The 19,417-nt window shown below is 67.9% G+C and carries 17 protein-coding genes and 1 pseudogene; 3 read left to right on the top strand and 15 right to left on the bottom strand.

Annotated elements, in window-relative coordinates:
• Positions 1–13: 13 nt before the first annotated feature.
• From aroQ to ERC79_RS22145, 11 genes are all read right to left on the bottom strand, one after another.
• Positions 14–442 (bottom strand): type II 3-dehydroquinate dehydratase, encoded by a 429-nt coding sequence (gene aroQ / locus ERC79_RS22195; protein ID WP_131580497.1) that lies wholly within the window; start codon positions 440–442, stop codon positions 14–16.
• On the bottom strand, positions 439–1,548 hold the full coding sequence (gene aroB, locus ERC79_RS22190; RefSeq protein ID WP_131580496.1) for a 3-dehydroquinate synthase: 1,110 nt from the start codon (positions 1,546–1,548) through the stop codon (positions 439–441). The genes aroQ and aroB overlap by 4 nt, the downstream gene beginning before the upstream one ends.
• 4 nt (positions 1,549–1,552) lie before the next feature.
• Positions 1,553–2,116, bottom strand: a complete 564-nt coding sequence (locus ERC79_RS22185) for a shikimate kinase (RefSeq protein ID WP_131580495.1) — start codon at positions 2,114–2,116, stop codon at positions 1,553–1,555.
• Between the two features lie 4 nt (positions 2,117–2,120).
• Positions 2,121–3,308 (bottom strand): chorismate synthase, encoded by a 1,188-nt coding sequence (gene aroC, locus ERC79_RS22180; protein ID WP_131581469.1) that lies wholly within the window; start codon positions 3,306–3,308, stop codon positions 2,121–2,123.
• 61 nt (positions 3,309–3,369) lie between these two features.
• Complete coding sequence (locus ERC79_RS22175) at positions 3,370–3,960, bottom strand: A24 family peptidase (RefSeq protein WP_242676686.1); 591 nt, start codon at positions 3,958–3,960, stop codon at positions 3,370–3,372.
• 93 nt (positions 3,961–4,053) lie between these two features.
• On the bottom strand, positions 4,054–4,869 hold the full coding sequence (locus ERC79_RS22170) for a shikimate dehydrogenase (protein WP_207390388.1): 816 nt from the start codon (positions 4,867–4,869) through the stop codon (positions 4,054–4,056).
• Between the two features lie 5 nt (positions 4,870–4,874).
• Positions 4,875–6,329: an endolytic transglycosylase MltG gene (gene mltG / locus ERC79_RS22165; protein WP_242676685.1), complete on the bottom strand. Its 1,455-nt coding sequence runs from the start codon at positions 6,327–6,329 to the stop codon at positions 4,875–4,877.
• On the bottom strand, positions 6,326–6,862 hold the full coding sequence (gene ruvX, locus ERC79_RS22160; RefSeq protein ID WP_165497190.1) for a Holliday junction resolvase RuvX: 537 nt from the start codon (positions 6,860–6,862) through the stop codon (positions 6,326–6,328). Before ruvX ends, mltG begins: the two co-directional genes overlap by 4 nt.
• 2 nt (positions 6,863–6,864) lie before the next feature.
• Positions 6,865–9,537: an alanine--tRNA ligase gene (gene alaS, locus ERC79_RS22155; protein WP_131580492.1), complete on the bottom strand. Its 2,673-nt coding sequence runs from the start codon at positions 9,535–9,537 to the stop codon at positions 6,865–6,867.
• A gap of 140 nt (positions 9,538–9,677) precedes the next feature.
• Positions 9,678–11,087, bottom strand: coding sequence for a replication-associated recombination protein A (locus ERC79_RS22150; protein WP_131580491.1), 1,410 nt, complete (start codon positions 11,085–11,087; stop codon positions 9,678–9,680).
• Positions 11,088–11,411: 324 nt separating this feature from the next.
• Positions 11,412–12,092 carry a PIG-L deacetylase family protein gene (locus ERC79_RS22145; protein WP_131580490.1) on the bottom strand — a complete coding sequence of 227 codons (681 nt, stop codon included), beginning with the start codon at positions 12,090–12,092 and terminating at the stop codon, positions 11,412–11,414.
• A 63-nt stretch (positions 12,093–12,155) separates the two neighbouring features.
• Here ERC79_RS22145 and ERC79_RS22140 point away from each other — a divergent pair, with 63 nt between their 5' ends.
• Positions 12,156–12,908: a TetR/AcrR family transcriptional regulator C-terminal domain-containing protein gene (locus ERC79_RS22140; RefSeq protein ID WP_242676684.1), complete on the top strand. Its 753-nt coding sequence runs from the start codon at positions 12,156–12,158 to the stop codon at positions 12,906–12,908.
• A gap of 12 nt (positions 12,909–12,920) precedes the next feature.
• Here ERC79_RS22140 and ERC79_RS22135 read toward each other — a convergent pair whose 3' ends face one another.
• Entirely contained in the window at positions 12,921–14,096 is a 1,176-nt protein-coding gene (locus ERC79_RS22135) for a kinase (protein WP_131580489.1), read from the bottom strand.
• 209 nt (positions 14,097–14,305) lie between these two features.
• Positions 14,306–16,087, bottom strand: a complete 1,782-nt coding sequence (aspS, locus tag ERC79_RS22130) for an aspartate--tRNA ligase (RefSeq protein WP_131580488.1) — start codon at positions 16,085–16,087, stop codon at positions 14,306–14,308.
• A 143-nt stretch (positions 16,088–16,230) separates the two neighbouring features.
• On the opposite strand from aspS, the gene ERC79_RS22125 reads away from it, so the two are divergent.
• Positions 16,231–17,184: a neutral zinc metallopeptidase gene (locus ERC79_RS22125; RefSeq protein ID WP_131580487.1), complete on the top strand. Its 954-nt coding sequence runs from the start codon at positions 16,231–16,233 to the stop codon at positions 17,182–17,184.
• Positions 17,185–17,220: 36 nt separating this feature from the next.
• On the opposite strand, the gene ERC79_RS22120 is transcribed toward ERC79_RS22125, so the two are convergent.
• Complete coding sequence (locus ERC79_RS22120) at positions 17,221–18,249, bottom strand: Rv2578c family radical SAM protein (RefSeq protein ID WP_131580486.1); 1,029 nt, start codon at positions 18,247–18,249, stop codon at positions 17,221–17,223.
• Between the two features lie 108 nt (positions 18,250–18,357).
• Between ERC79_RS22120 and ERC79_RS22115 the strand changes: the two genes are divergently transcribed.
• Complete coding sequence (locus ERC79_RS22115; RefSeq protein ID WP_131580485.1) at positions 18,358–18,723, top strand: RidA family protein; 366 nt, start codon at positions 18,358–18,360, stop codon at positions 18,721–18,723.
• 78 nt (positions 18,724–18,801) lie between these two features.
• On the opposite strand, the pseudogene ERC79_RS23665 reads toward ERC79_RS22115, so the two are convergent.
• Positions 18,802–19,185 (bottom strand): annotated as a pseudogene (locus ERC79_RS23665) (M23 family metallopeptidase); the annotation flags it as partial.
• Positions 19,186–19,417: the final 232 nt, after the last annotated feature.

Here is a 19,417-nt window from a genome sequence, read left to right as displayed (position 1 = left end):
CCGGTGCCGGGTATCAGCCGCGTTCGGCGAGAAACCGCAACGCGAGCGGGTACCCGGCCACGCCGAGGCCGACGATGCAGCCCGTCGCGACAGCACTGAGGTACGAGTGGTGCCGGAACTCCTCGCGCGCGTGGACATTCGAGATGTGCAGTTCCACCAGGCCCGCGGTGAGTTCCGCACACGCGTCCCGCAGGATCACCGACGTGTGCGTCAGGCCACCAGCGTTGAGCACGACGGGTTCCCGCGCGTCGGCGGCCTCGTGGATCCAGCCGAGCAGCTCCGCCTCGCTGTCGCTCTGCCGGACCACGACCTCGATCCCGAGGTCGGCGGCGGCCCGCTCACACAGCGTCACGACGTCGTCGTGGGAGGTGGACCCGTAGACCTCGGGCTGACGCTTGCCGAGCCGTCCCAGGTTCGGCCCGTTGATCACCTGGACCCTCACAGCAGCACCGCCCCACCGCTGGGCGTCTCATCGCGCGCGATGGCCGAGTAGGCGGCCACCAGCAGCGACGGATCCGGGCCTTCGAGCCGGCCAGGCTTCGCGAGACCGTCGAGGACGACGAAGCGCAGCAGGCCCGCGCGGTTCTTCTTGTCGGTCTGCATGCCCTCGAGCAACTGTCCGAACGCGTCCCCGTCGTACGTGGTGGGCAGACCGACCAGCTGCAGGATCGAGCGGTGCCGATCCGCGGTGGCATCGTCGAGGCGGCCGGCCAACCGGCCCAGCTCGGCCGCGAACACGAGGCCGACGGCCACAGCGGCGCCGTGGCGCCAGCGATAACGCTCGCGGCGCTCGATCGCGTGACCAAGTGTGTGCCCGTAGTTGAGGATCTCGCGTAGGTTCGACTCGCGCAGGTCCGCGGCCACCACCTTCGCCTTGACCTCGACAGACCGCCGGATCAGTTCCGGCAGCACGGTACCGGTCGGATCAAGCGCTGCTTCCGGGTCGGTCTCGATGAGGTCGAGGATCACCGGGTCGGCGATGAAACCGGTCTTGATGACCTCCGCCATGCCGGCCACGAGCTCGTTGCGCGGCACGGTCTCGAGTGTCGCCAGGTCGATCAGCACCGCCGACGGCTCGTGGAAGGCACCGACGAGGTTCTTGCCGGCCTCAGTGTTGATGCCGGTCTTACCGCCCACTGCGGCGTCGACCATGGCCAGCAGCGTGGTGGGCACGTGCACGATCCGCACGCCGCGCATCCAGGTCGCGGCTACGAAACCGGCGAGGTCGGTGGCGGCGCCGCCGCCGAGGCTGACGATCGCATCGCTGCGGGTGAGACCGATCCGGCCGAGCACCTCCCAGCAGAAGCCGGCGACCGCAAGATCCTTGCCGTCCTCGGCGTCCGGGATCTCGATCCGGTGCGCATCGATCCCCTTCTCGGCCAGCGCGGCCCGCACTGCCTCGGCCGTCTCCGCAAGCGGCGGCTGGTGGAAGATCGCCACGGTGCGGGTGCCCGCGAGCTCGTCGACGAGCTCGCCGAGCAGTCCCCGCCCGATGATCACCGGGTAGGGATCGGCAGTGGCCACCTGGACGCGTACCGGTTCGGTCACTTCTCTACTGCTCCGCTTCTGTGTTGTGGGGAACGGATCGGTCCGAGCTGTCCGGCACCGCCCCGTCGGTCAGTTTCGCGACCAACTGCTGCACTACTCGGGATGGACTACGAGCGTCCGTCCGTACCCGAATCGTCGCGACCTGCCGGTACAGCGGCCGGCGCCGGCGCATCAGCGCGTGGTACTTGGCCTTGGGGTCGGCGCCCGCCAGCAATGGCCGGCCACTGGAGGCGCCCGTCCGCTTGAGCCCCTCGGCGACACTGATCTCCAGGTACACCACCGTATGCCCCGCCAACCGAGACCGGGTCCGTTCGGAGAGGATCGCGCCGCCGCCGAGGGACAGGATCCCGTCGTGCGACTCGAGTGCCTCGCCGACGACCCGCTCCTCGATCTCACGGAAGTACGACTCGCCGTCAGTGGCGAAGATGTCCGGAATCGTCCGGCCAGTCTCGCGCTCGATCTCTGCGTCGGTGTCGAGCAGGTCGAGTTCGAGCGCCTGTGCCAGGCGACGACCGATCGTCGACTTCCCGGCGCCCGGTGGCCCGACGAGGACGGCACGTGGCGTCATCGGATCACCGGGGCGGACGAGCCGCGATGCCGTCGACGTAGCGCTGGAAGTTCGAGCGTGTCTCGGCGATCGAATCGCCACCGAACTTGTCCAGAGCTGCCTGGGCCACGACGAGAGCAACCATCGCCTCGGCCACCACGCCGGCGGCAGGGACGGCGCACACGTCGGAGCGCTGATGGATGGCCACCGCTTCCTCACCCGTCGACATGTCGACGGTGGACAGTGCCCGCGGGACAGTGGAGATCGGCTTCATCGCGGCTCGTACGCGCAGTGCCTCGCCGTTGGTCATGCCGCCCTCGAGCCCGCCCGCGCGGTTGGTCGAGCGGAGGATGCCGTCCGGACCGGGACGCATCTCGTCGTGCGCGGCGCTGCCCCGGCGGCGGGCGGTCTCGAAGCCATCGCCGACCTCGACCCCCTTGATGGCCTGAATACCCATCAACGCGGCGGCGAGTTTCGAATCGAGTCGATCGGCGCCGCTGATGAACGAGCCGAGACCGACGGGGAGACCGTGGATGATCACCTCGACGATGCCACCCAAGGTGTCGCCATCCTTCTTCGCGGCCTCGATCTCGGCGATCATCGACTTCTCGGCGGCTTCATCGAATGCCCGCACCGGGCTCGCGTCGATCGCGTCGAGATCGGCAGCCTCCGGGGCCGGACCGACATACGGATCGGAGGCGCCGATGGAGATGACGTGCGAGACGACCTCGACACCGAACAGCTGACGCAGGAATTGACGAGCGACCGTACCGGCCGCGACGCGGGCTGCGGTCTCCCGGGCGCTGGCGCGCTCGAGCACAGGGCGAGCGTCGTCGAAACCGTACTTGAGCATGCCCGAGTAATCGGCATGCCCGGGGCGCGGACGGGTCAGCGGCGCATTACGCGCCTGACCGGCAAGCTCCGCCGCGTCCACCGGGTCGGCGGACATGATGGTCTCCCACTTCGGCCACTCGGTGTTTCCCACCTCGACCGCGATCGGACCGCCCATCGTGAGACCGTGCCGGACGCCACCGATGATCGTGACCTTGTCGGCCTCGAACTTCATCCGGGCTCCGCGACCGTAGCCGAGGCGGCGGCGCGCAAGCTGCGCCGCGATATCGCCGGACGTCACCTCGACGCCGGCGACCATCCCCTCGAGCATGGCGACGAGAGCGGGACCATGGGACTCTCCAGCAGTTATCCAGCGCAACACATCCAGCATCTTTCCACGACCGGGCGGCCCGGTACGACATCGGGCCGCCCGGTCGCTCCCGTCACACCGGCCACAGGACCAACCCGGTGGCGGCACACATGGACGGCCCGTGGGCGATCGCAGTGTTCGTCCGCCCCCTCACCAGCCCGGCCACGGCGGTCAGCAGCGGCGCCAGCGCGGCCGCAACCAGCCACGGCTGCGCCCCCGCGAGCCCAGCGGCAGCGCCCACACCGAGCGCGAGTTTGACGTCTCCCGCACCCATCGCCGCAGGCAAGACCAGGTGCGGCACCAGGTACAGGGCCGCCAGCATCACGCCGCCGACGAGCGCGGCCCGCAGTTGACCAGTCATTGCCGCGTACCCGACCACCACCGCCGCCCCTGGAACACTCAGTAGATTCGGCAGCCGGCGAACCCGCAGGTCCACGACGCTCACCGCGAAGCACCACCACACGAAGGCGAGCGCGGGCACCAGGGTGGCGGTCCAGCCGAACCGCAGTGCCACGGCCGCGAATCCGATCGCGCATGCGCTCTCACACCACCGACGCGGGATCGGCGACTCCGGAACGAATCCGTCGAGGACCGGACGCGAGCAGGCACCGACGACAACCCCGACCACTGCGCTCAGTACGCCCAGGACACCCATCCACCACATGGGCCCACAATGCCGTCGGCGGCCGACGCAACCGTCACCCCGACCTGGCCCGAGAACTCGTCTGTGGACGGAACAGAGGCTGTGGACTACTACTTACTGCTGCAGCGCGGCCGCCATCGCCGCACGCGGCGCCGGCATACCGGTGAACTGTTCGACTTGGCCGAACGCCTGATTGAGAAGCATTGCCAGTCCCCCGACGACGGTGCCGCCCGCCTGCTCGACCGCGGCGGCGAGCGGCGTCGGCCACGGATCATAAATAGCGTCGAGCACGAACGGAGCGCGCCCCACCGACGCGGCGTAGGGCGCGACCGCTACGGCCGGAACCGTGCTCACCAGTACCGCAGACGCCGCGCACACGTCGGCGAGCCGGTCATCATCGAACGTCATGTACGTCACACCCAAGCCCACCTTCTCGGCGCAGTCGAGCGTGCTGCGGGCCCGGTCGGCGTCGCGGGCGACGACGGTCACCGAGCGCACCCCCAGATCGGCCAGCGCCACCAGCGCGGGACGCGCGGTACCACCGGCGCCTACGACGACGGCCGCCGTGCCCGCGAGGTCGCCGACCCCGCCCTCGACCAACGCGCCGCGGACGCCGTCGACATCGGTGCAGTCGGCCCGCCACCCGTCCACAGTCCGGACAAGCGTGTTGGCCGACCCGATGGTGACGGCGCGTGCGGTGCGCTCGGTCGCGAACTCGAGCGCGGCCACCTTGCCTGGCATGGTCACCGACAGTCCCACCCATTCCGGGCCGAGACCGGAGACGAGACCGGGCAGCTGCTCGCCGGTGCACTCGATCCGCTCGTACGTCCAGTCGGTCAGCCCCAGCGCGCGGTACGCGGCGAGGTGCAGCTGCGGAGACTTCGAATGCGAGATCGGACTGCCCAGAACTGCGGCCTTACGCGCAGGCACGTGGATCACCTTCCACTGTCGAGAATGCCACTCTTGCGAGCCAATTCGATGTTCGCGAGGTGTTCGTCGTAGCTGCGGGTGAAGAGCGTGCTGCCCTTCTTGTCGATAGTGACGAAGTACAGATAGTCACCCGGGGCTGGGTTCTCCACCGCGCGAAGCGCATTGATGCTCGGTGATGCGATCGGGGTCGCGGGCAGGCCGGACATTGCATACGTGTTCCACGGCGTGACCCGGGCCCGGTCGGCGTCGGTCGTCGCGACCTCGGTCTCGTCCAGGGAGTAGTTCACGGTCGAGTCGAACTGCAGCGGCTGGTCGACCGCGAGCCGGTTGAGGACCACCCTGGCGACCTTGTCGAAGTCCGCAGGCAGCGCCTCGCGCTCGACCAGCGATGCCACGATCAGCATCTGGTAGGGGTCGAGGCCGACATTGGCGCCGGCGGTCTTGATGCCTGTCGCCTCATAGTTCTCCGCGCTCGAGCTGACAAGGTGACGGAGGATCTCCACGGGCGGATCAGTGGGATCGAAGTCCCAGCTCCCGGCCGCAATCAGTCCTTCGAGCTGGCGGTCGCGGTCGGGGACGTTCGCGACCCGGGCCGACGCCCAGTCCGGCACGCCGAGTGCGGCGAGGTTCGATCCCGAGCCGGCCTTGTCGAGTTCGTCATAGGTGATGCACTTCTGCGCGCCGACCGGACCCAGGCAGCTGGCCTCGGAAATAAGCGTGTAGATCCCCTTCTTGACCGCGCCGGTCTGCACATCGCGAGTGTCGTGGAGCTGACGCCCCTCGGAAATCACGATCGCACCGACCCGTGAGGACGGCGAGACCAGCGTCGAGACCGCTTCGGACGCAGGGATTCTCGTCGCGACGGCGTAGAAGCCAGGCTGGACCGCACTCATCGAGTCGTTGCGCAGGGCCGCCTTGTAGAAGGCGGACTCGCTGGCGACCACGTCCTTCGCAGCCATCGCGGTGGCGATCTGTTCGGCCGTGTCGCCGGCGTGGACCTCCACGACCACCTCGGGGCCGCCGGGTCCCGCATAGTCTGCGGACGAGCCTCCGCTGAGCTGGTCGTACACGGCGATCGCCGCGGCACCGATTCCGCCGAGCAGTACCGCCCCGGCAAGCACGCCGATGATCCGGCCACGACGCTTACGGCGCGCCGCCTCGCGGATTCGCCGAGCGTCGCCGCGACTCAGGCGTGGTACACCGACCGCAGTCGGCATCGCACGCGGACCGGACTCGTCGTGACGCCCGTAGCTGTCGTACTCCGGTTCATAGCCGAAATCCGACTCCTGCCGGTACTCGGACCGATGGCCGTCGCCCCGGTCGGCGTAGTAGCCGGCATCACGGTACGGGTCCGAGCGGTCACTGCGATAGCCGTAGTCGGGCTGCGTGTAGAGATGCTCGTCGTAGTCGGAGATCGAATCCGGTTCACGACTGCCCGGTGGCCGCCGATCCTCGGTCACCGCTCGTGCTCCGCCGGTCGGGCGCTGCCGTCTGCGTCCGCTGCTCTCACCGCTGTGCTCCGCTCGTCCAACCATCCCTGCAAGATCGCCACCGCTGCGGCCTGATCGATCATCGGGCGCTGTCCCCTCGCACTGACACCGCTTTCGCGGAGCGCCCGGGAGGCAGTAACCGTCGTGAGTCGTTCGTCGGCCATCCGCACGGGGAGCGGATCCAGGCTGCGCCGCAGGCGCTGCGCAAACGCAGACGCGAGGGACGCGGCCTTGCCACGCTCGCCGCGCAGAGTCTGCGGCAGACCGACGATAACCTCGACAGCCTCGTACTCCTCGACAAGCGCGACAATCCGCCGGATATCCGGCGCGTCGGGTCCCTTCTCCTTCGACCGGGGAACCGTCTCGACCGGAGTGGCGAGGATGCAGTCGGGGTCACACGAGGCGACCCCGATCCGCACGCTCCCCACATCGATGCCGATGCGGCGACCGCGTCCGGGGTCGTCGATACCGGGTCGATCGGGACCCGGCTGGACAGCGGGCACCGCTAGGAGTTCCCGGCCAGTTCGGCAACCCGCCCCCGGACGCCCTCGAGCGCCGCCGAAATCCCCGACACATCGGAACCAGCACCCTGCGCCATATCGGCCTTGCCGCCGCCGCGGCCACCGATCTGCGGGCCGAAGCTCGACACCAGCTCACCGGCCTTGATACCGAGATCCTGCGCGGCCTTGGTGGCGGCCACCACGAACGGCACCTTGCCATCGGCGCTGCCGAGCAGCACCACCACGGCGGGCTGCGTCCCGAAGCGGCCGCGGATGTCGGTGACCAGGCCGCGCAGGTCGTTGCCCGCGACGCCGTCGGGCGCCTGCTCGGCGACCAGCAGCACCTCACCGAAACGGCGGGCCTTGTCGACGAACGTGCCCGCGGACGCGAGGACCGCGGCCGCCTTGGTGGCCTCGAGCTCCTTCTCGGCGGCCTTCAGGCGCTCGACGAGCGCCTCGACCCGGGCCGGGACCTCCTCCGACGGCACCTTCAGCGACGACGCGACACCGGCGAGCAGCGCGCGCTCCTTGGCCAGGTAGCGGTACGAGTCGAGGCCGACGAACGCCTCGACGCGGCGGACACCGGAACCGACCGAGGACTCGCCGAGCAGCGTGACCGGACCGATCTGCGCCGAGGTCTGCACGTGCGTGCCGCCGCACAGCTCCATCGAGAACGGCCCACCGATCTCGACGACCCGTACCTCGTCGCCGTAGTTCTCGCCGAAGAGCGCCATCGCGCCCATCTGCTTCGCGCGATCGAGATCGGTGACGAAGGTGTTGACGGGATGGTTCGCAGCAACGGCCTCGTTGGTGACAGATTCGATGTCCTGCTTCTGCGCCTCCGACAGCTGGCCCTGCCAGTTGAAGTCGAAGCGCAGGTAGCCCGGCTTGTTGAGGGATCCGGCCTGAACCGCGTTGGGGCCCAGCACCTGTCGTAGCGCGGCGTGCACCATGTGGGTGCCCGAGTGCCCCTGCGTGGCACCCTTGCGCCACTCGGGGTCGACCTGCACGAGGACGACGTCGCCCTCGGTGATCTGGCCCTCCTTGACGGTGACCTTGTGTACCCACAGCTTCTTGGCGATCTTCTGCACATCGTTGACCTGCACCCGGAGGCCAGTGGCGGTGATGGTGCCGAGGTCCGCGATCTGGCCGCCGGCCTCCGCGTACAGCGGGCTGCGGTCCAGAATGACCTCGACCGCCTCGCCCGCTTTCGCGGTGGGCACCCGGACGCCGTTGGAGACGAGCGCCAGGACGTGCGCCTCCGAGACCAGCTCATTGAAGCCGGTGAACTCGGTGGGACCGCGGTCCAGGAACTCCTTGTAGATCGTCAGGTCGGCGTGCGCGTGCTTGCGTGCCTGCGCGTCGTCCTTGGCACGCTGACGCTGCTCGGCCATGAGCGAGCGGAAGCCCTCCTCGTCGACGCTCAGTCCAGCCTCGGCGGCCATCTCGAGGGTGAGATCGATCGGGAAGCCGTAGGTGTCGTGCAGCGCGAAGGCCTCGCTGCCGCCGATCGTGTTCCGGCCCGACGACTTCACCTCGTCCGCCGCGACCTCGAACCGCTTGGAACCGGAGTCGAGGGTGCGCAGGAACGCGGTCTCCTCGCCGACCGCAACGGTGGAGATGCGGTCGAAGTCGGTGTCCAGCTCCGGATAGGACGGCGCCATGGTGTCGCGGACGACCGCCATGAACTCTCCCATCGACGGCTTCTCGGCGCCCAGCAGGCGAGCCGAGCGGACGATGCGGCGCAGCAGACGACGCAGCACGTAGCCGCGACCGTCGTTGCCGGGATTGACACCGTCGGCGATGAGCATCGCGGCGGTGCGCGCGTGGTCGGCGATCACGCGGAAGCGCACATCGTCCTCGTGGTTCTTGCCGTACGCGCGGCCGCTGAGCTCCTCGGCCCTGGAGATGACCGGGCGGACCAGGTCGGTCTCGTACACGTTATCGACGCCCTGCAGCAGGAACGCGACCCGCTCGACGCCCATGCCGGTGTCGATGTTCTGCTTCGGCAGCGGGCCGAGAATCTCGAAGCTGTCCTTGCCGGAGCCTTCGCCCCGCTCGTTCTGCATGAACACGAGGTTCCAGATCTCGAGGTAGCGGTCCTCGTCGGCCTCGGGCCCACCCTCGGCGCCGTACTCGGGGCCACGGTCGTAGTAGATCTCCGAGCACGGGCCGCACGGTCCGGGGACACCCATCGACCAGTAGTTGTCGGCCATACCGCGGCGCTGAATGCGCTCGTCCGGGATGCCGGCCTCTTCCTTCCAGATGTCGCGGGCCTCGTCGTCGTCGAGGTAAACGGTGACCCACAGCCGCTCGGGATCGAAGCCGTAGCCACCGTCCTCGACACTGTTCGTCAGCAGCGCCCACGCATGCTTGATCGCACCGCGCTTGAAGTAGTCACCGAAACTGAAGTTCCCGGCCATCTGAAAGAAGGTGTTGTGGCGGGTGGTGACGCCGACGTTCTCGATGTCGCCGGTGCGCACGCACTTCTGCACGCTGGTCGCGGTCTCGTAGGACGGCGTTTGCTGACCGAGAAAGAACGGCTTGAACTGCACCATGCCTGCGTTGACGAACAGCAGGTTCGGATCGTCGAGAATCAGCGAGGCGCTGGGCACCTCGGTGTGGCCCGCCTTGACGAAATGGTCGAGGAAGCGCCTGCGGATCTCGTGGGTCTGCACCTGAGTTCGTCCTTCACATATCACAGTGTTCGGCCGCCAATATCGCCTCCGAAGTGCGAATCAGCCATTGGCAAGCTTAACGCCCTCGGGCGAGCCCGTTACTCGGGTCGCCCTCCTCGACCGATCCGCGCACCGGCGGCTCAGCTCCCCCGGACGATCCGCCGCAGCTTCGGCACCCGGCCGGCCAGCTCACGCTCGGCTCCATGAGTGGTCGGCTCGTAGTAGTCCACGCCGACCAACTCGTCCGGCGCGTACTGCTGCGGCAGTACCCCGTCCGGGTGGTCGTGCGGGTACCGGTAGCCGACGGCGTTGCCGAGCTGGGTGGCGCCCGCGTAGTGGCCGTCACGCAGGTGCGGCGGCACCAACCCGGACTTGCCTGCCGCGACGTCGGCCATCGCGGCCCCGAGGGCGGCGATCACCGCACCGGACTTCGGCGCGGTCGCAAGGTGGATCGTCGCCTGTGCCAGCGCCAGCCGGGCCTCGGGCATGCCGATCAGCTGCACCGCCTGTGCGGCCGCGGTCGCGGTCTGCAGCGCCGTCGGGTCCGCCATGCCGATGTCCTCGCTGGCGTGGACGACCAGGCGGCGGGCGATGAACCGTGGATCCTCCCCCGCGGTGAGCATGCGGGCCAGGTAGTGCAGTGCGGCATCGACATCGGAACCGCGGATCGACTTGATGAACGCGCTGATGACGTCGTAGTGCTGATCACCGTCGCGGTCGTAGCGGACCGCAGCCTTGTCGACACTGGCCTCCACGGTCTCGAGGTCCAGCACGGCGGGCCGCTCGTCCGTCTTGTCGAGCGCGGTTCCGGCGGCCGCCTCCAACGCAGTCAAAGCTCGACGGGCATCACCGGCAGCAAGACGGACCAGATGCTCGAGCGCCTCGTCGGTGAGTTCGACGTCACCGCCGAGTCCCCGTTCATCGGCACGCGCCCGCTCGATCACAACGCGGATGTCGTCCGCAGTGAGCGACTGCAGTTGCAGCACCAGCGAACGCGACAGCAGCGGCGACACCACCGAGAAGGATGGATTCTCCGTGGTGGCTCCGACCAGCAACACGATCCGGTTCTCTACTGCGGCCAGCAGCGCATCCTGCTGGGTCTTGGAGAATCGGTGCACCTCGTCGATGAAGAGCACGGTCTGCTCGCCCTGCAGGAGGCGTCGACGCGCGAGCTCGATGACGCCGCGCACCTCCTTGACACCGGCAGAGAGCGCGGAGAGCGCCTCGAACCTGCGGCCGGTCGCACCCGAGATCAGCGATGCGAGTGTGGTCTTGCCGGTGCCGGGCGGGCCGTAGAGCAGAACTGACGACGCTCCGGATCCCTCCACGAGACGCCGCAATGGCGCTCCCGGCCCGAGCAGATGTTGCTGACCGACCACCTCGGACAAAGCGGCCGGACGCATCCTGACCGCCAGCGGCGCGCCCGGGTTCGAGGCAACAGGGCGACGCGGTACCGATGTCAGCGGTTCCGCCTCGGACGAAGCGGGCGGAGCCTCGAACAGCCCCGTAGCTCCGTCCGCCTCATCCGTGTCGCCGAAGAAATCAGTCACGTCTCGACGCTACTAGTCGCCGCCGACGCCGGGCGATCACTCGGCGGTCAGCGGTCAGCGACCGAACAGCGACTTGAAGAACCCCGGCTTCGCCGGCTTCTCGCACTTGCAGCGCTCTGCAGAGGGCACCGAACGCATGACGCTGTCAACATGCTGGCCGCAGCCTCCCCACGTGGTCTTGGCACAGGTTCGGCAGGTGACGGGGTAGCACACGATGATCTCCTCGAGGATGGGCTTGCAATTCCCATCACGATACCCCCTGGGGTATGTACGGCAATGTGCCGATCCCCACACCATCGAGACGCGGAGCGAAACAGCCGGGCCCTACCCTCCGGGTCGACGCAACCGGATGCGATCGACGGGCCCGGAGATCTCGAGCCGGCGAACTAGCACCGGATTGTCGGTGGACTGACTCTCATGACAGGCAATCGCCTCCAACTGCACTGTGCGATCGACCTCAATGTCGCTCGCCGAGTCGCCCGTCAACCCGGCGAAAGTGGTGCCGAGTTCGGCGTTCAGCACCTCCGCAACCGCCGGAGAGACGCCCCATTCGAGTACGTGCAGACCCTGGTCCATCGCCACCCGCAGTGCTGCTGCCGTCGCCGCACGATGGTCCGGATGGCCGGTGACGCCGTCGGCGTCGAACCCGATCAGCGTCGCCGCCGAACCGAGGACGTCGAGCACGACGCCGTCCAGGACCGCGGGATCGATCGCGTCGAGTCCGCCGTCGGGAAAGTCGTGCAGAACCACATCGCTGACGCCCAGGCGCTCCGCCGCAGTGGCGAGTTCGTCACGCCGCACCGCGGCGAGATCCTTCGTTGCACCGAGCGTGCTCGCCTCGCCATGCGTCAGGCAGAGCACCCGGACATCGACACCGGAACGGGTCAAGGCAGCGAGCACACCCCCCAGACCGAAGCTCTCGTCATCGGGGTGGGCAACCACCACCAGGGCCGAACCGAGCGATGCCACCTCGTCCAGCACGGAGCCACGATCGATCTCAGCCATGCCCACTCCCCTTACGTTGTATAGTCGTCTGAACTGGAACTATACAGCGTAAGGAGAGGATCGGTGGCTCCCATCGCCGGGCGCAGCGATGCGGCAAGGACCATGGCACTGCTGTGGGAACCGCCCACGGCCCGATCGGATTCGGACACGGGGCTGACGCTCGACGCCATCCTCGGGGCGGCAACCACGATCGCCGACGAACGCGGCGACGCGGCGGTACCCCTGCGTGCGATCGCCGAACGACTCGGATGCACCGCAATGGCCCTGTACACATACGTGGGCGGCAAAGCCGAACTCCTCGATCTCATGTACGACCGCGCTTACGCGGGCTTCGCGGCAAGGCGTCCGACCGTGGTGACCGAGTGGACCGAGCGGCTGCTCGAACTGTATGTGGCACATCCGTGGATGCTCGACCTGGCACATGCGCGTCCTGTCCTGGGCCCGCACCAGCAGGACGCGTTCGAATCCCTGCTCGGCACACTTCGGCCCGCCGGCTTCCACCATCGCGATGTGGTCGCGATCGCGTCGTCCGCCTTCTCGCTCGCCGCGGCAGCAGCCCGCACCATCGTCGATGCCCGCCGGGCACCGACCGTCACCGGCGAGGACGACGGGACACGGTGGGCCGAACGAATGGACGCACTGGCCACGGCCGCCCCGGACTTCGCCGACCGATTCCCACTCGCGACCGCACTGATGCACAGCGAAGGTCACGGCGCTCCGCAGAACGACCCGATCCCCGTCATGGAGCGCGCAGCGCGGGACAATCTGCGGCGGGCCGTCGAACTCCTGCTGGCGGGTGCGGCCGATTCCCTCTAGGGACGAGAGGGGCTACTGAGCCCGATCACGCAGCCGCGCCAGTACCGCCGACGCATGCTGGGCGACGGCGTCGCTGCCGGACTTCTCGGCGAACCGCGCGAGACTCTCCCAGCGGGCCGACAGTGCGTCGGCACGCGGCGCAGACAGCTGATGTCCACGCACTGCAGCGATTCGTGCGTAATCCTCCGGCAGGAACAGGGAGGTACTCAGCCACACCCACACCAGCTGAGCGTCGAGCACCCGCTCGGTGAGGAAGTCGTCGTCGGCGAATACTGGCCACATTCCGACGACCTCGGCACGCCATGCCTCGGTCATCGCGCGCGCACGCTCGTAGGACAGCTCGACGCTGCACAAGCACGCGGGGAACGACACCAGCGCATACGCCAGGTCCAGCGTCGCGTCCCGGAAGCCACCCCACTCGTAATCCAGGAAGCGCACGCCCTCGTCGTTGACGATGATGTTGTCCGGGCACAGGTCCGACGGGCTGAAGGCGCGGAACCGACCGCCGCCGAACAGCCTCTCCGCGCGTGCAGCGACCTCGAGCACCTCGGACGAAACCTCGATCCCGAGATGCTCGGCGAGCATCGACGGGACGGTCTCGAGCGACGCCGCGGCCTGCTCGGCGACGACGTCGCCACAGTGCGCCACCTCGGCCCGCCGCAACAGCGCAGTGAAGTCATCCTCGCGGCCGACGGTGGCGGCATGCATCCGGCCGAGCGCTTGCGCCATGGCCATGAGCGAGTTGGTCACCGTGTCCGGATCGGGATTCTTGAGTAGCGACGCGAACGGTGTCGAGTCGCCGAGGTCACCCAGCACCAGCAGGCGCGCATCGAAGTCGTAGGCCAGCAGATCCGCTCCGGGCCGGTTCTCCGTTGCCAGCGCAGTCGCGAACTGGTAGGAGACAGCCTCCCGCAAGAACGCCACATCGACGTTCGCGACCTCGGGCACGTCGAACTCGATGCGCCGAGCATCAGACTTGCGGGAGGATTCACGAACCTGCTTGATCACCAGCGTCCGTGGAAGCGAAAATTGGTTCTCGGCCACTCGGACCCGGAGAACGATGGTGCGGCCGCTTCCCCCGAGATCGACCGGATCGACGAGTCGGACCGGTGCCCCGATCCGGCGGGTGAGCAGTTTCTCGGCTGCGGCAACTACCTCGGAGAGGGGTTCCGCCAATGTTGCGGTCATCGCTCCCCAACCTACCTGGCCGTACCGACGACGGCCCGCCAATAATCTGGTCCGAGGCACAATCGAGCCCTGTGAACTGGGTAAATCACGAAATGGGACTCGATTACGACCGCAATTGTCAGGATCGCGAGAGATGCACTCTCGTCCGAGCACGGCGCCGATGGGAGCGGCGGGTACCAGCGCCCCGCCGCTCCCGAGAGTCGGCGGGACTACTTGGACTCGGCCGAAACGAACTCCGGCTTGACGTCGATGCCCGCCTCCTTGCGCTGTAGCGCGGTGATCGGCGCCGGGGCATCGGTCAGCGGATCGACGCCACCGCCGGACTTCGGGAACGCGATGACCTCACGGATGGAGTCCACACCCGCGAGCAGCGCGGTGATTCGGTCCCAGCCGAAGGCGATGCCGCCGTGCGGCGGGGCGCCGAACGCGAAGGCGTCGAGCAGGAAGCCGAACTTCTCCTCCGCCTCCTCCTGCGAGATACCCATCACCTTGAAGACACGTTCCTGAACGTCCTTGCGGTGGATACGAATGGAGCCGCCACCGATCTCGTTGCCGTTGCAGACGATGTCGTATGCATAGGCCAGGGCCGAGCCCGGATCGGTGTCGAACGTGTCGATCGACTCCGGCTTCGGTGACGTGAACGCGTGGTGCACGGCAGTCCAGGCGCTGTAGCCGAGAGCGACGTCGCCGCTGGCGGTGGCGTCGGCAGTGGGCTCGAACATCGGGGCATCGACCACCCACACGAAAGCCCACGCGTTCGGGTCGATGAGGTTCTGCTTACGCGCGATCTCACCGCGGGCAGCGCCGAGCAGCGCCCGCATCGGCTTGGTCGCACCGGCGGCGAAGAAGATACAGTCGCCCGGCTTGGCACCGACGTGCGCGGCCAGACCGTCACGCTCGGCGTCGGTGAGGTTCTTGGCGACTGGGCCGCCGAGAGTGCCGTCCTCGTTGACCAGCACGTACGCCAGACCCGGCGCGCCCCGCTGCTTGGCCCACTCCTGCCACGCATCGAGCTGCTTACGCGGCTGGCTCGCGCCGCCCGGCATCACGACCGCGCCGACGTACTCGGCCTGGAACACCCGGAACGTGGTGTCCGTGAAGAAGTCCATGCACTCGACGAGCTCGATGTCGAAGCGCAGGTCCGGCTTGTCGGATCCGAAGCGGCGCATCGCCTCGGCGTAGGTCATCCGCGCGATCGGCGTGGTGATCTCGTGCCCGATCAGCTTCCACACCGCGTGGAGGATCTCCTCGGCCAGCAGGATGACATCCTCCTGAGTCACGAAGCTCATCTCGATGTCGAGCTGCGTGAACTCCGGCTGGCGGTCGGCGCGGAAGTCCTCATCGCGGTAACAGCGCGCGATCTGGTAGTACCGCTCGATGCCTCCGACCATGAGCAGCTGCTTGAACAGCTGCGGGCTCTGCGGCAGTGCGTAGAAGCTGCCCGGCTGCAGACGTGCCGGCACCAGGAAATCACGGGCGCCCTCGGGAGTGGACCGGGTCAGGGTCGGGGTCTCGACCTCCACGAACTCGTGGTGCGCCAGGACGGAACGGGCCGCGGCGTTCGCCTTCGAGCGTAACCGGATCGCGTGGCCCGGCCCCTCACGGCGCAGGTCGAGGTAGCGATACTTGAGACGCGCTTCCTCACCGGCCTGGTCGTCGAGCTGGAACGGCAACGGAGCACTCTCGTTGAGCACCTCGAGTTCGGTCGCGTTGACCTCGATGGCTCCGGTGGGGATCTCGAAGTTCTGGTTACCCTCGGGCCGCACCTCGATGACGCCGGTGACCTTGACGCAGTACTCGGCGCGCAGCCGGTGCGCCTGCTCGAGTACGTTGCCGGCGCGGAAGACCACCTGGGATACTCCCGAGGCGTCGCGCAGGTCGATGAAGATCACCCCGCCGTGGTCGCGCCGCCGAGCCACCCAACCGGTGAGAGTGACGGTCTGCTCAGCGTGCTCGGGTCGAAGCGAGCCGGCCAGGTGGGTGCGCAGCACGGGATTCCTTTCACAAACTTCCAGCACAATGTGTCGTTGGCTGAGATCCTACGGAGGCACGCCGCCGTACCGGAAACGCACACCCTCATCACCGGATTGCTGGATCGACCAGCACAGTCGGTTTCTGACCTGGAGGGAACACCATGACCTTCGACGACGGAGCCCATGTCGACGTCGGCCGGGTGTCTGTCGGCAGTGGCCCAGGCGGAGGCCCAGGTGGAGGCCCAGGTGGAAAGTTCATGCTCGGCGGTGGCGCCGGAGGCCTGATCGTGTTGATCCTCGCGCTCCTACTGGGCGGCGATCCAGGATCCGTGTTGGGCGGCCTGAGCGGGGCAACGGGCACTCCGCTCGACTCCGGAACCAGCGCGGTCGACACCTCGCTCGCCGAGAGATGCAAGAGTGGCGCTGACGCAAACCGTGACGTCGGATGTCGGGTCACCTACACCGTGGGAAGCCTCGACCAGGTGTGGGGCGCCCAGCTCCCCGCACAGACCGGCGTCGAGTACGCCGCACCGAGGGTGCGCCTTTTCTCGGGTGCCGTGAACACCGGCTGCGGCAACGCCACCAGCGACGTCGGGCCGTTCTACTGCCCAGCCGACTCCACAGCCTATTTCGACACCAGCTTCTTCCAGCTGCTCGTCGACCAGTTCGGCGCCAGCACCGGCCCGCTCGCACAGGAGTACGTCGTGGCGCACGAGTTCGGGCACCACATTCAGAATCAGCTCGGCGACATCAGCCGCGGGCAGCAGGATCCGCGCGGCGCAACGTCCCAAGCGGTGCGGACCGAACTGCAGGCCGACTGCTACGCCGGCATCTGGGCGCACTACGCCTCCACTCAACCGGGACCGGACGGGGCGGCACCCCTGCTCGAGCCGCTCACCGCGAACGATGTCCGCGATGCGCTCTCTGCTGCCGCCGCGGTGGGCGACGACCGGATCCAGCGGTCGGCGGGCGCGAAGATCAACCCGGAGGGTTGGACACACGGCTCGTCCGAGCAGCGGCAGAAGTGGTTCCTGACCGGCTACCGCACCGGGCAGATCGAGGCTTGCGATACCTACTCGGCCCGCGATCTGAGCAATCCTCCGATGCTGCGCTGAACACGCCAGCTCAGCCCTGCCGGCAGACGCATCGGCTCAGAACAGCATCAGCGCCGGCGCCGCCCCCGCGCTCACTAGCTCACGTGGCGGCGCAGCAGCAGCCTGCATATCCCGGACGGATTCGCCCCCGAGCGAGTACTTCTCGACCATCGGCTCGACCCGCGCCTTGAGCCAAGCCTTGTACTCGGGCGTGACGTAGGCGCCACGACCGTAGAGTTGCCGGTACCGCCGCACCAGTGCGGGATGCTCCGAGGCGAGCCAGTTCAGAAACCAGCCGCGCGTGCTGCCCCGCAGGTGCATCGGAAAGATGGTGACTCCGGTCGCGCCGGACTCAGCGATCGCCGACAGCAGCCCATCCAGGTGCGCCGCGGAATCAGTGAGGAATGGGATCACGGGAGCCACCATCACAGTGCAGGGCAGCCCGGAATCGGCAACGGCCCTGATCAGGTCCAGCCGGGCACGTGGCGACGGTGTACCGGGCTCGACAGCCTTCTGTAGTTCGGGGTCGTGGATCGCCAGCGACACACCGATGCTCACCGGAACCCGTTCGGCCGCGTGCCGCAGCAGCGGCAGGTCACGGCGCAGCAGCGTGCCCTTGGTGAGGATCGAGAACGGCGTACCCGACTCCGCGAGGGCCCCGATAATGCCTGGCATCAATCGGTACCGCCCTTCGGCCCGCTGATACGGGTCGGTGTTGGTGCCGAGTGCGACGTGTTCGCGTTTCCATGACCTGCGCGCCAATTCCTTCCGCAGGACGGCGGCGATGTTCATCTTCACCACTACCTGCGTGTCGAAATCGCGGCCGGCATCGAGATCCAGGTACTCGTGCGTGGGTCGCGCGAAACAATAACGGCACGCGTGGCTGCATCCGCGGAAAGCGTTGACGGTGAAGCCGAACGGCAACGATCCTCCGTCCGGCACCTTGTTCAGGGCGCTCTTGCACAGCACCTCGTGAAAGGTGATGCCCTCGAACTCCGGCGTCTGGACACTGCGGACGAGACCCGCCCGCTCCAGTCCCGGGAGTGCGCCGTCGTCCGCGTCGAGCGTCTGACCCTGCCACCTCATGAACCCAGTCGAACATGCGTACTAACCCATGTCAACAGGAGAATCGAAATTTCGTTCGAACACCTCGCCTGACAACCAAGGGGTGGACAGCTGACAGAATCTGTGCCCATGACCAGAAAGAACATCACGTCCGGGTCCGATTGGGAGCCGAAGATCGGCTACTCGCGCGCCGTGCGCATCGGAAACCAGATCGCCGTATCCGGTACCACTTGTCCCGGCGCCACGCTGGAGGAGCAGACGCGCGGGGCGCTGCGCACCATCGCCGCCTCGCTCAGCGAGGCCGGCGCGTCACTGTCCGACGTCATCCGTACCCGCATGTACCTCACGGACATATCGCAATGGGAGCAGGCCGCGCTGGCACACGGCGAGATCTTTGGCGAGATCCGTCCCGCCAGCACGATGGTGGAGGTCAACGCGCTCATCGATGCGGAACTGCTGATCGAGATCGAAGCGGACGCCGTCGTCACCGAGTGACCGAGCCGCACCGACGGCAGCCGGGCCGCACCACGAGACACCTCAGGTGCGGTCCGAAAGCGCCGATCAGAACAGCACCTACATGAACACGCCCCGTGCGCGGAGCCATCCGAGGGGGTCGACCTTGATACCGCCGGGCGCATCGACCTCGAAGTGCAGGTGCGGACCGGTCGAGTTACCGCGGCTGCCTACGTTCGCGATGCGCTGACCGGCAGTCACCTGCTGCCCGACCGAGACGAAGTTGACGTCGTTGTGGCCGTACGTGGTGACGAAACCACCGTTGTGACGGATCCGGATCCACAGACCGAATCCCTGCGCCGGGCCCGCATTGATCACGACACCGTCCGCCACCGCCCGGATGGGCGCGCCCCTGTTTGCCGCGATGTCGATGCCCATGTGGCCACCGCCGAAATAGGTGGTGATCGGACCCGACGCGGGCGAGACGACGCCGCCCAGACCCAGGCTGCCCAACGGCAGTCCCGAGCTCGAACCCAAGTCGAGGTTTTGCAGCATCCCGGCAGCGGTCGAAACGGCGGACGTCGCATCCCGGAGGAGTTGGGTGGCCTCAGCCGATCCGATCGGTAAGGGTGGCAGCGAAGGTGCCGCCGAGGCCGTGGAGCCGGAGCCGACCACGAGTGCGGCCGCGAGGCCCGCCGCTGACACGACGCCGGCGATCAACCGCCGCACTCGCCTC

Source organism: Rhodococcus sp. ABRD24, assembly GCF_004328705.1.
Taxonomy (GTDB): Bacteria; Actinomycetota; Actinomycetes; order Mycobacteriales; family Mycobacteriaceae; genus Prescottella.
This window is presented reverse-complemented; position numbering and strand designations above follow the sequence as displayed.

Bases quoted from the DNA above. Each gene is read 5' to 3' on its own strand.
- ERC79_RS22120 (WP_131580486.1), bottom strand. From the start codon at position 18,249: ATGAGGTGGCAGGGTCAGACGCTCGACGCGGACGACGGCGCACTCCCG.
- ERC79_RS22135 (WP_131580489.1), bottom strand. From the start codon at position 14,096: ATGACCGCAACATTGGCGGAACCCCTCTCCGAGGTAGTTGCCGCAGCC.
- ERC79_RS22115 (WP_131580485.1), top strand. From the start codon at position 18,358: ATGACCAGAAAGAACATCACGTCCGGGTCCGATTGGGAGCCGAAGATC.
- ERC79_RS22185 (WP_131580495.1), bottom strand. From the start codon at position 2,116: ATGACGCCACGTGCCGTCCTCGTCGGGCCACCGGGCGCCGGGAAGTCG.
- ERC79_RS22175 (WP_242676686.1), bottom strand. From the start codon at position 3,960: ATGTGGTGGATGGGTGTCCTGGGCGTACTGAGCGCAGTGGTCGGGGTT.
- ERC79_RS22145 (WP_131580490.1), bottom strand. From the start codon at position 12,092: ATGGCTGAGATCGATCGTGGCTCCGTGCTGGACGAGGTGGCATCGCTC.
- ERC79_RS22125 (WP_131580487.1), top strand. From the start codon at position 16,231: ATGACCTTCGACGACGGAGCCCATGTCGACGTCGGCCGGGTGTCTGTC.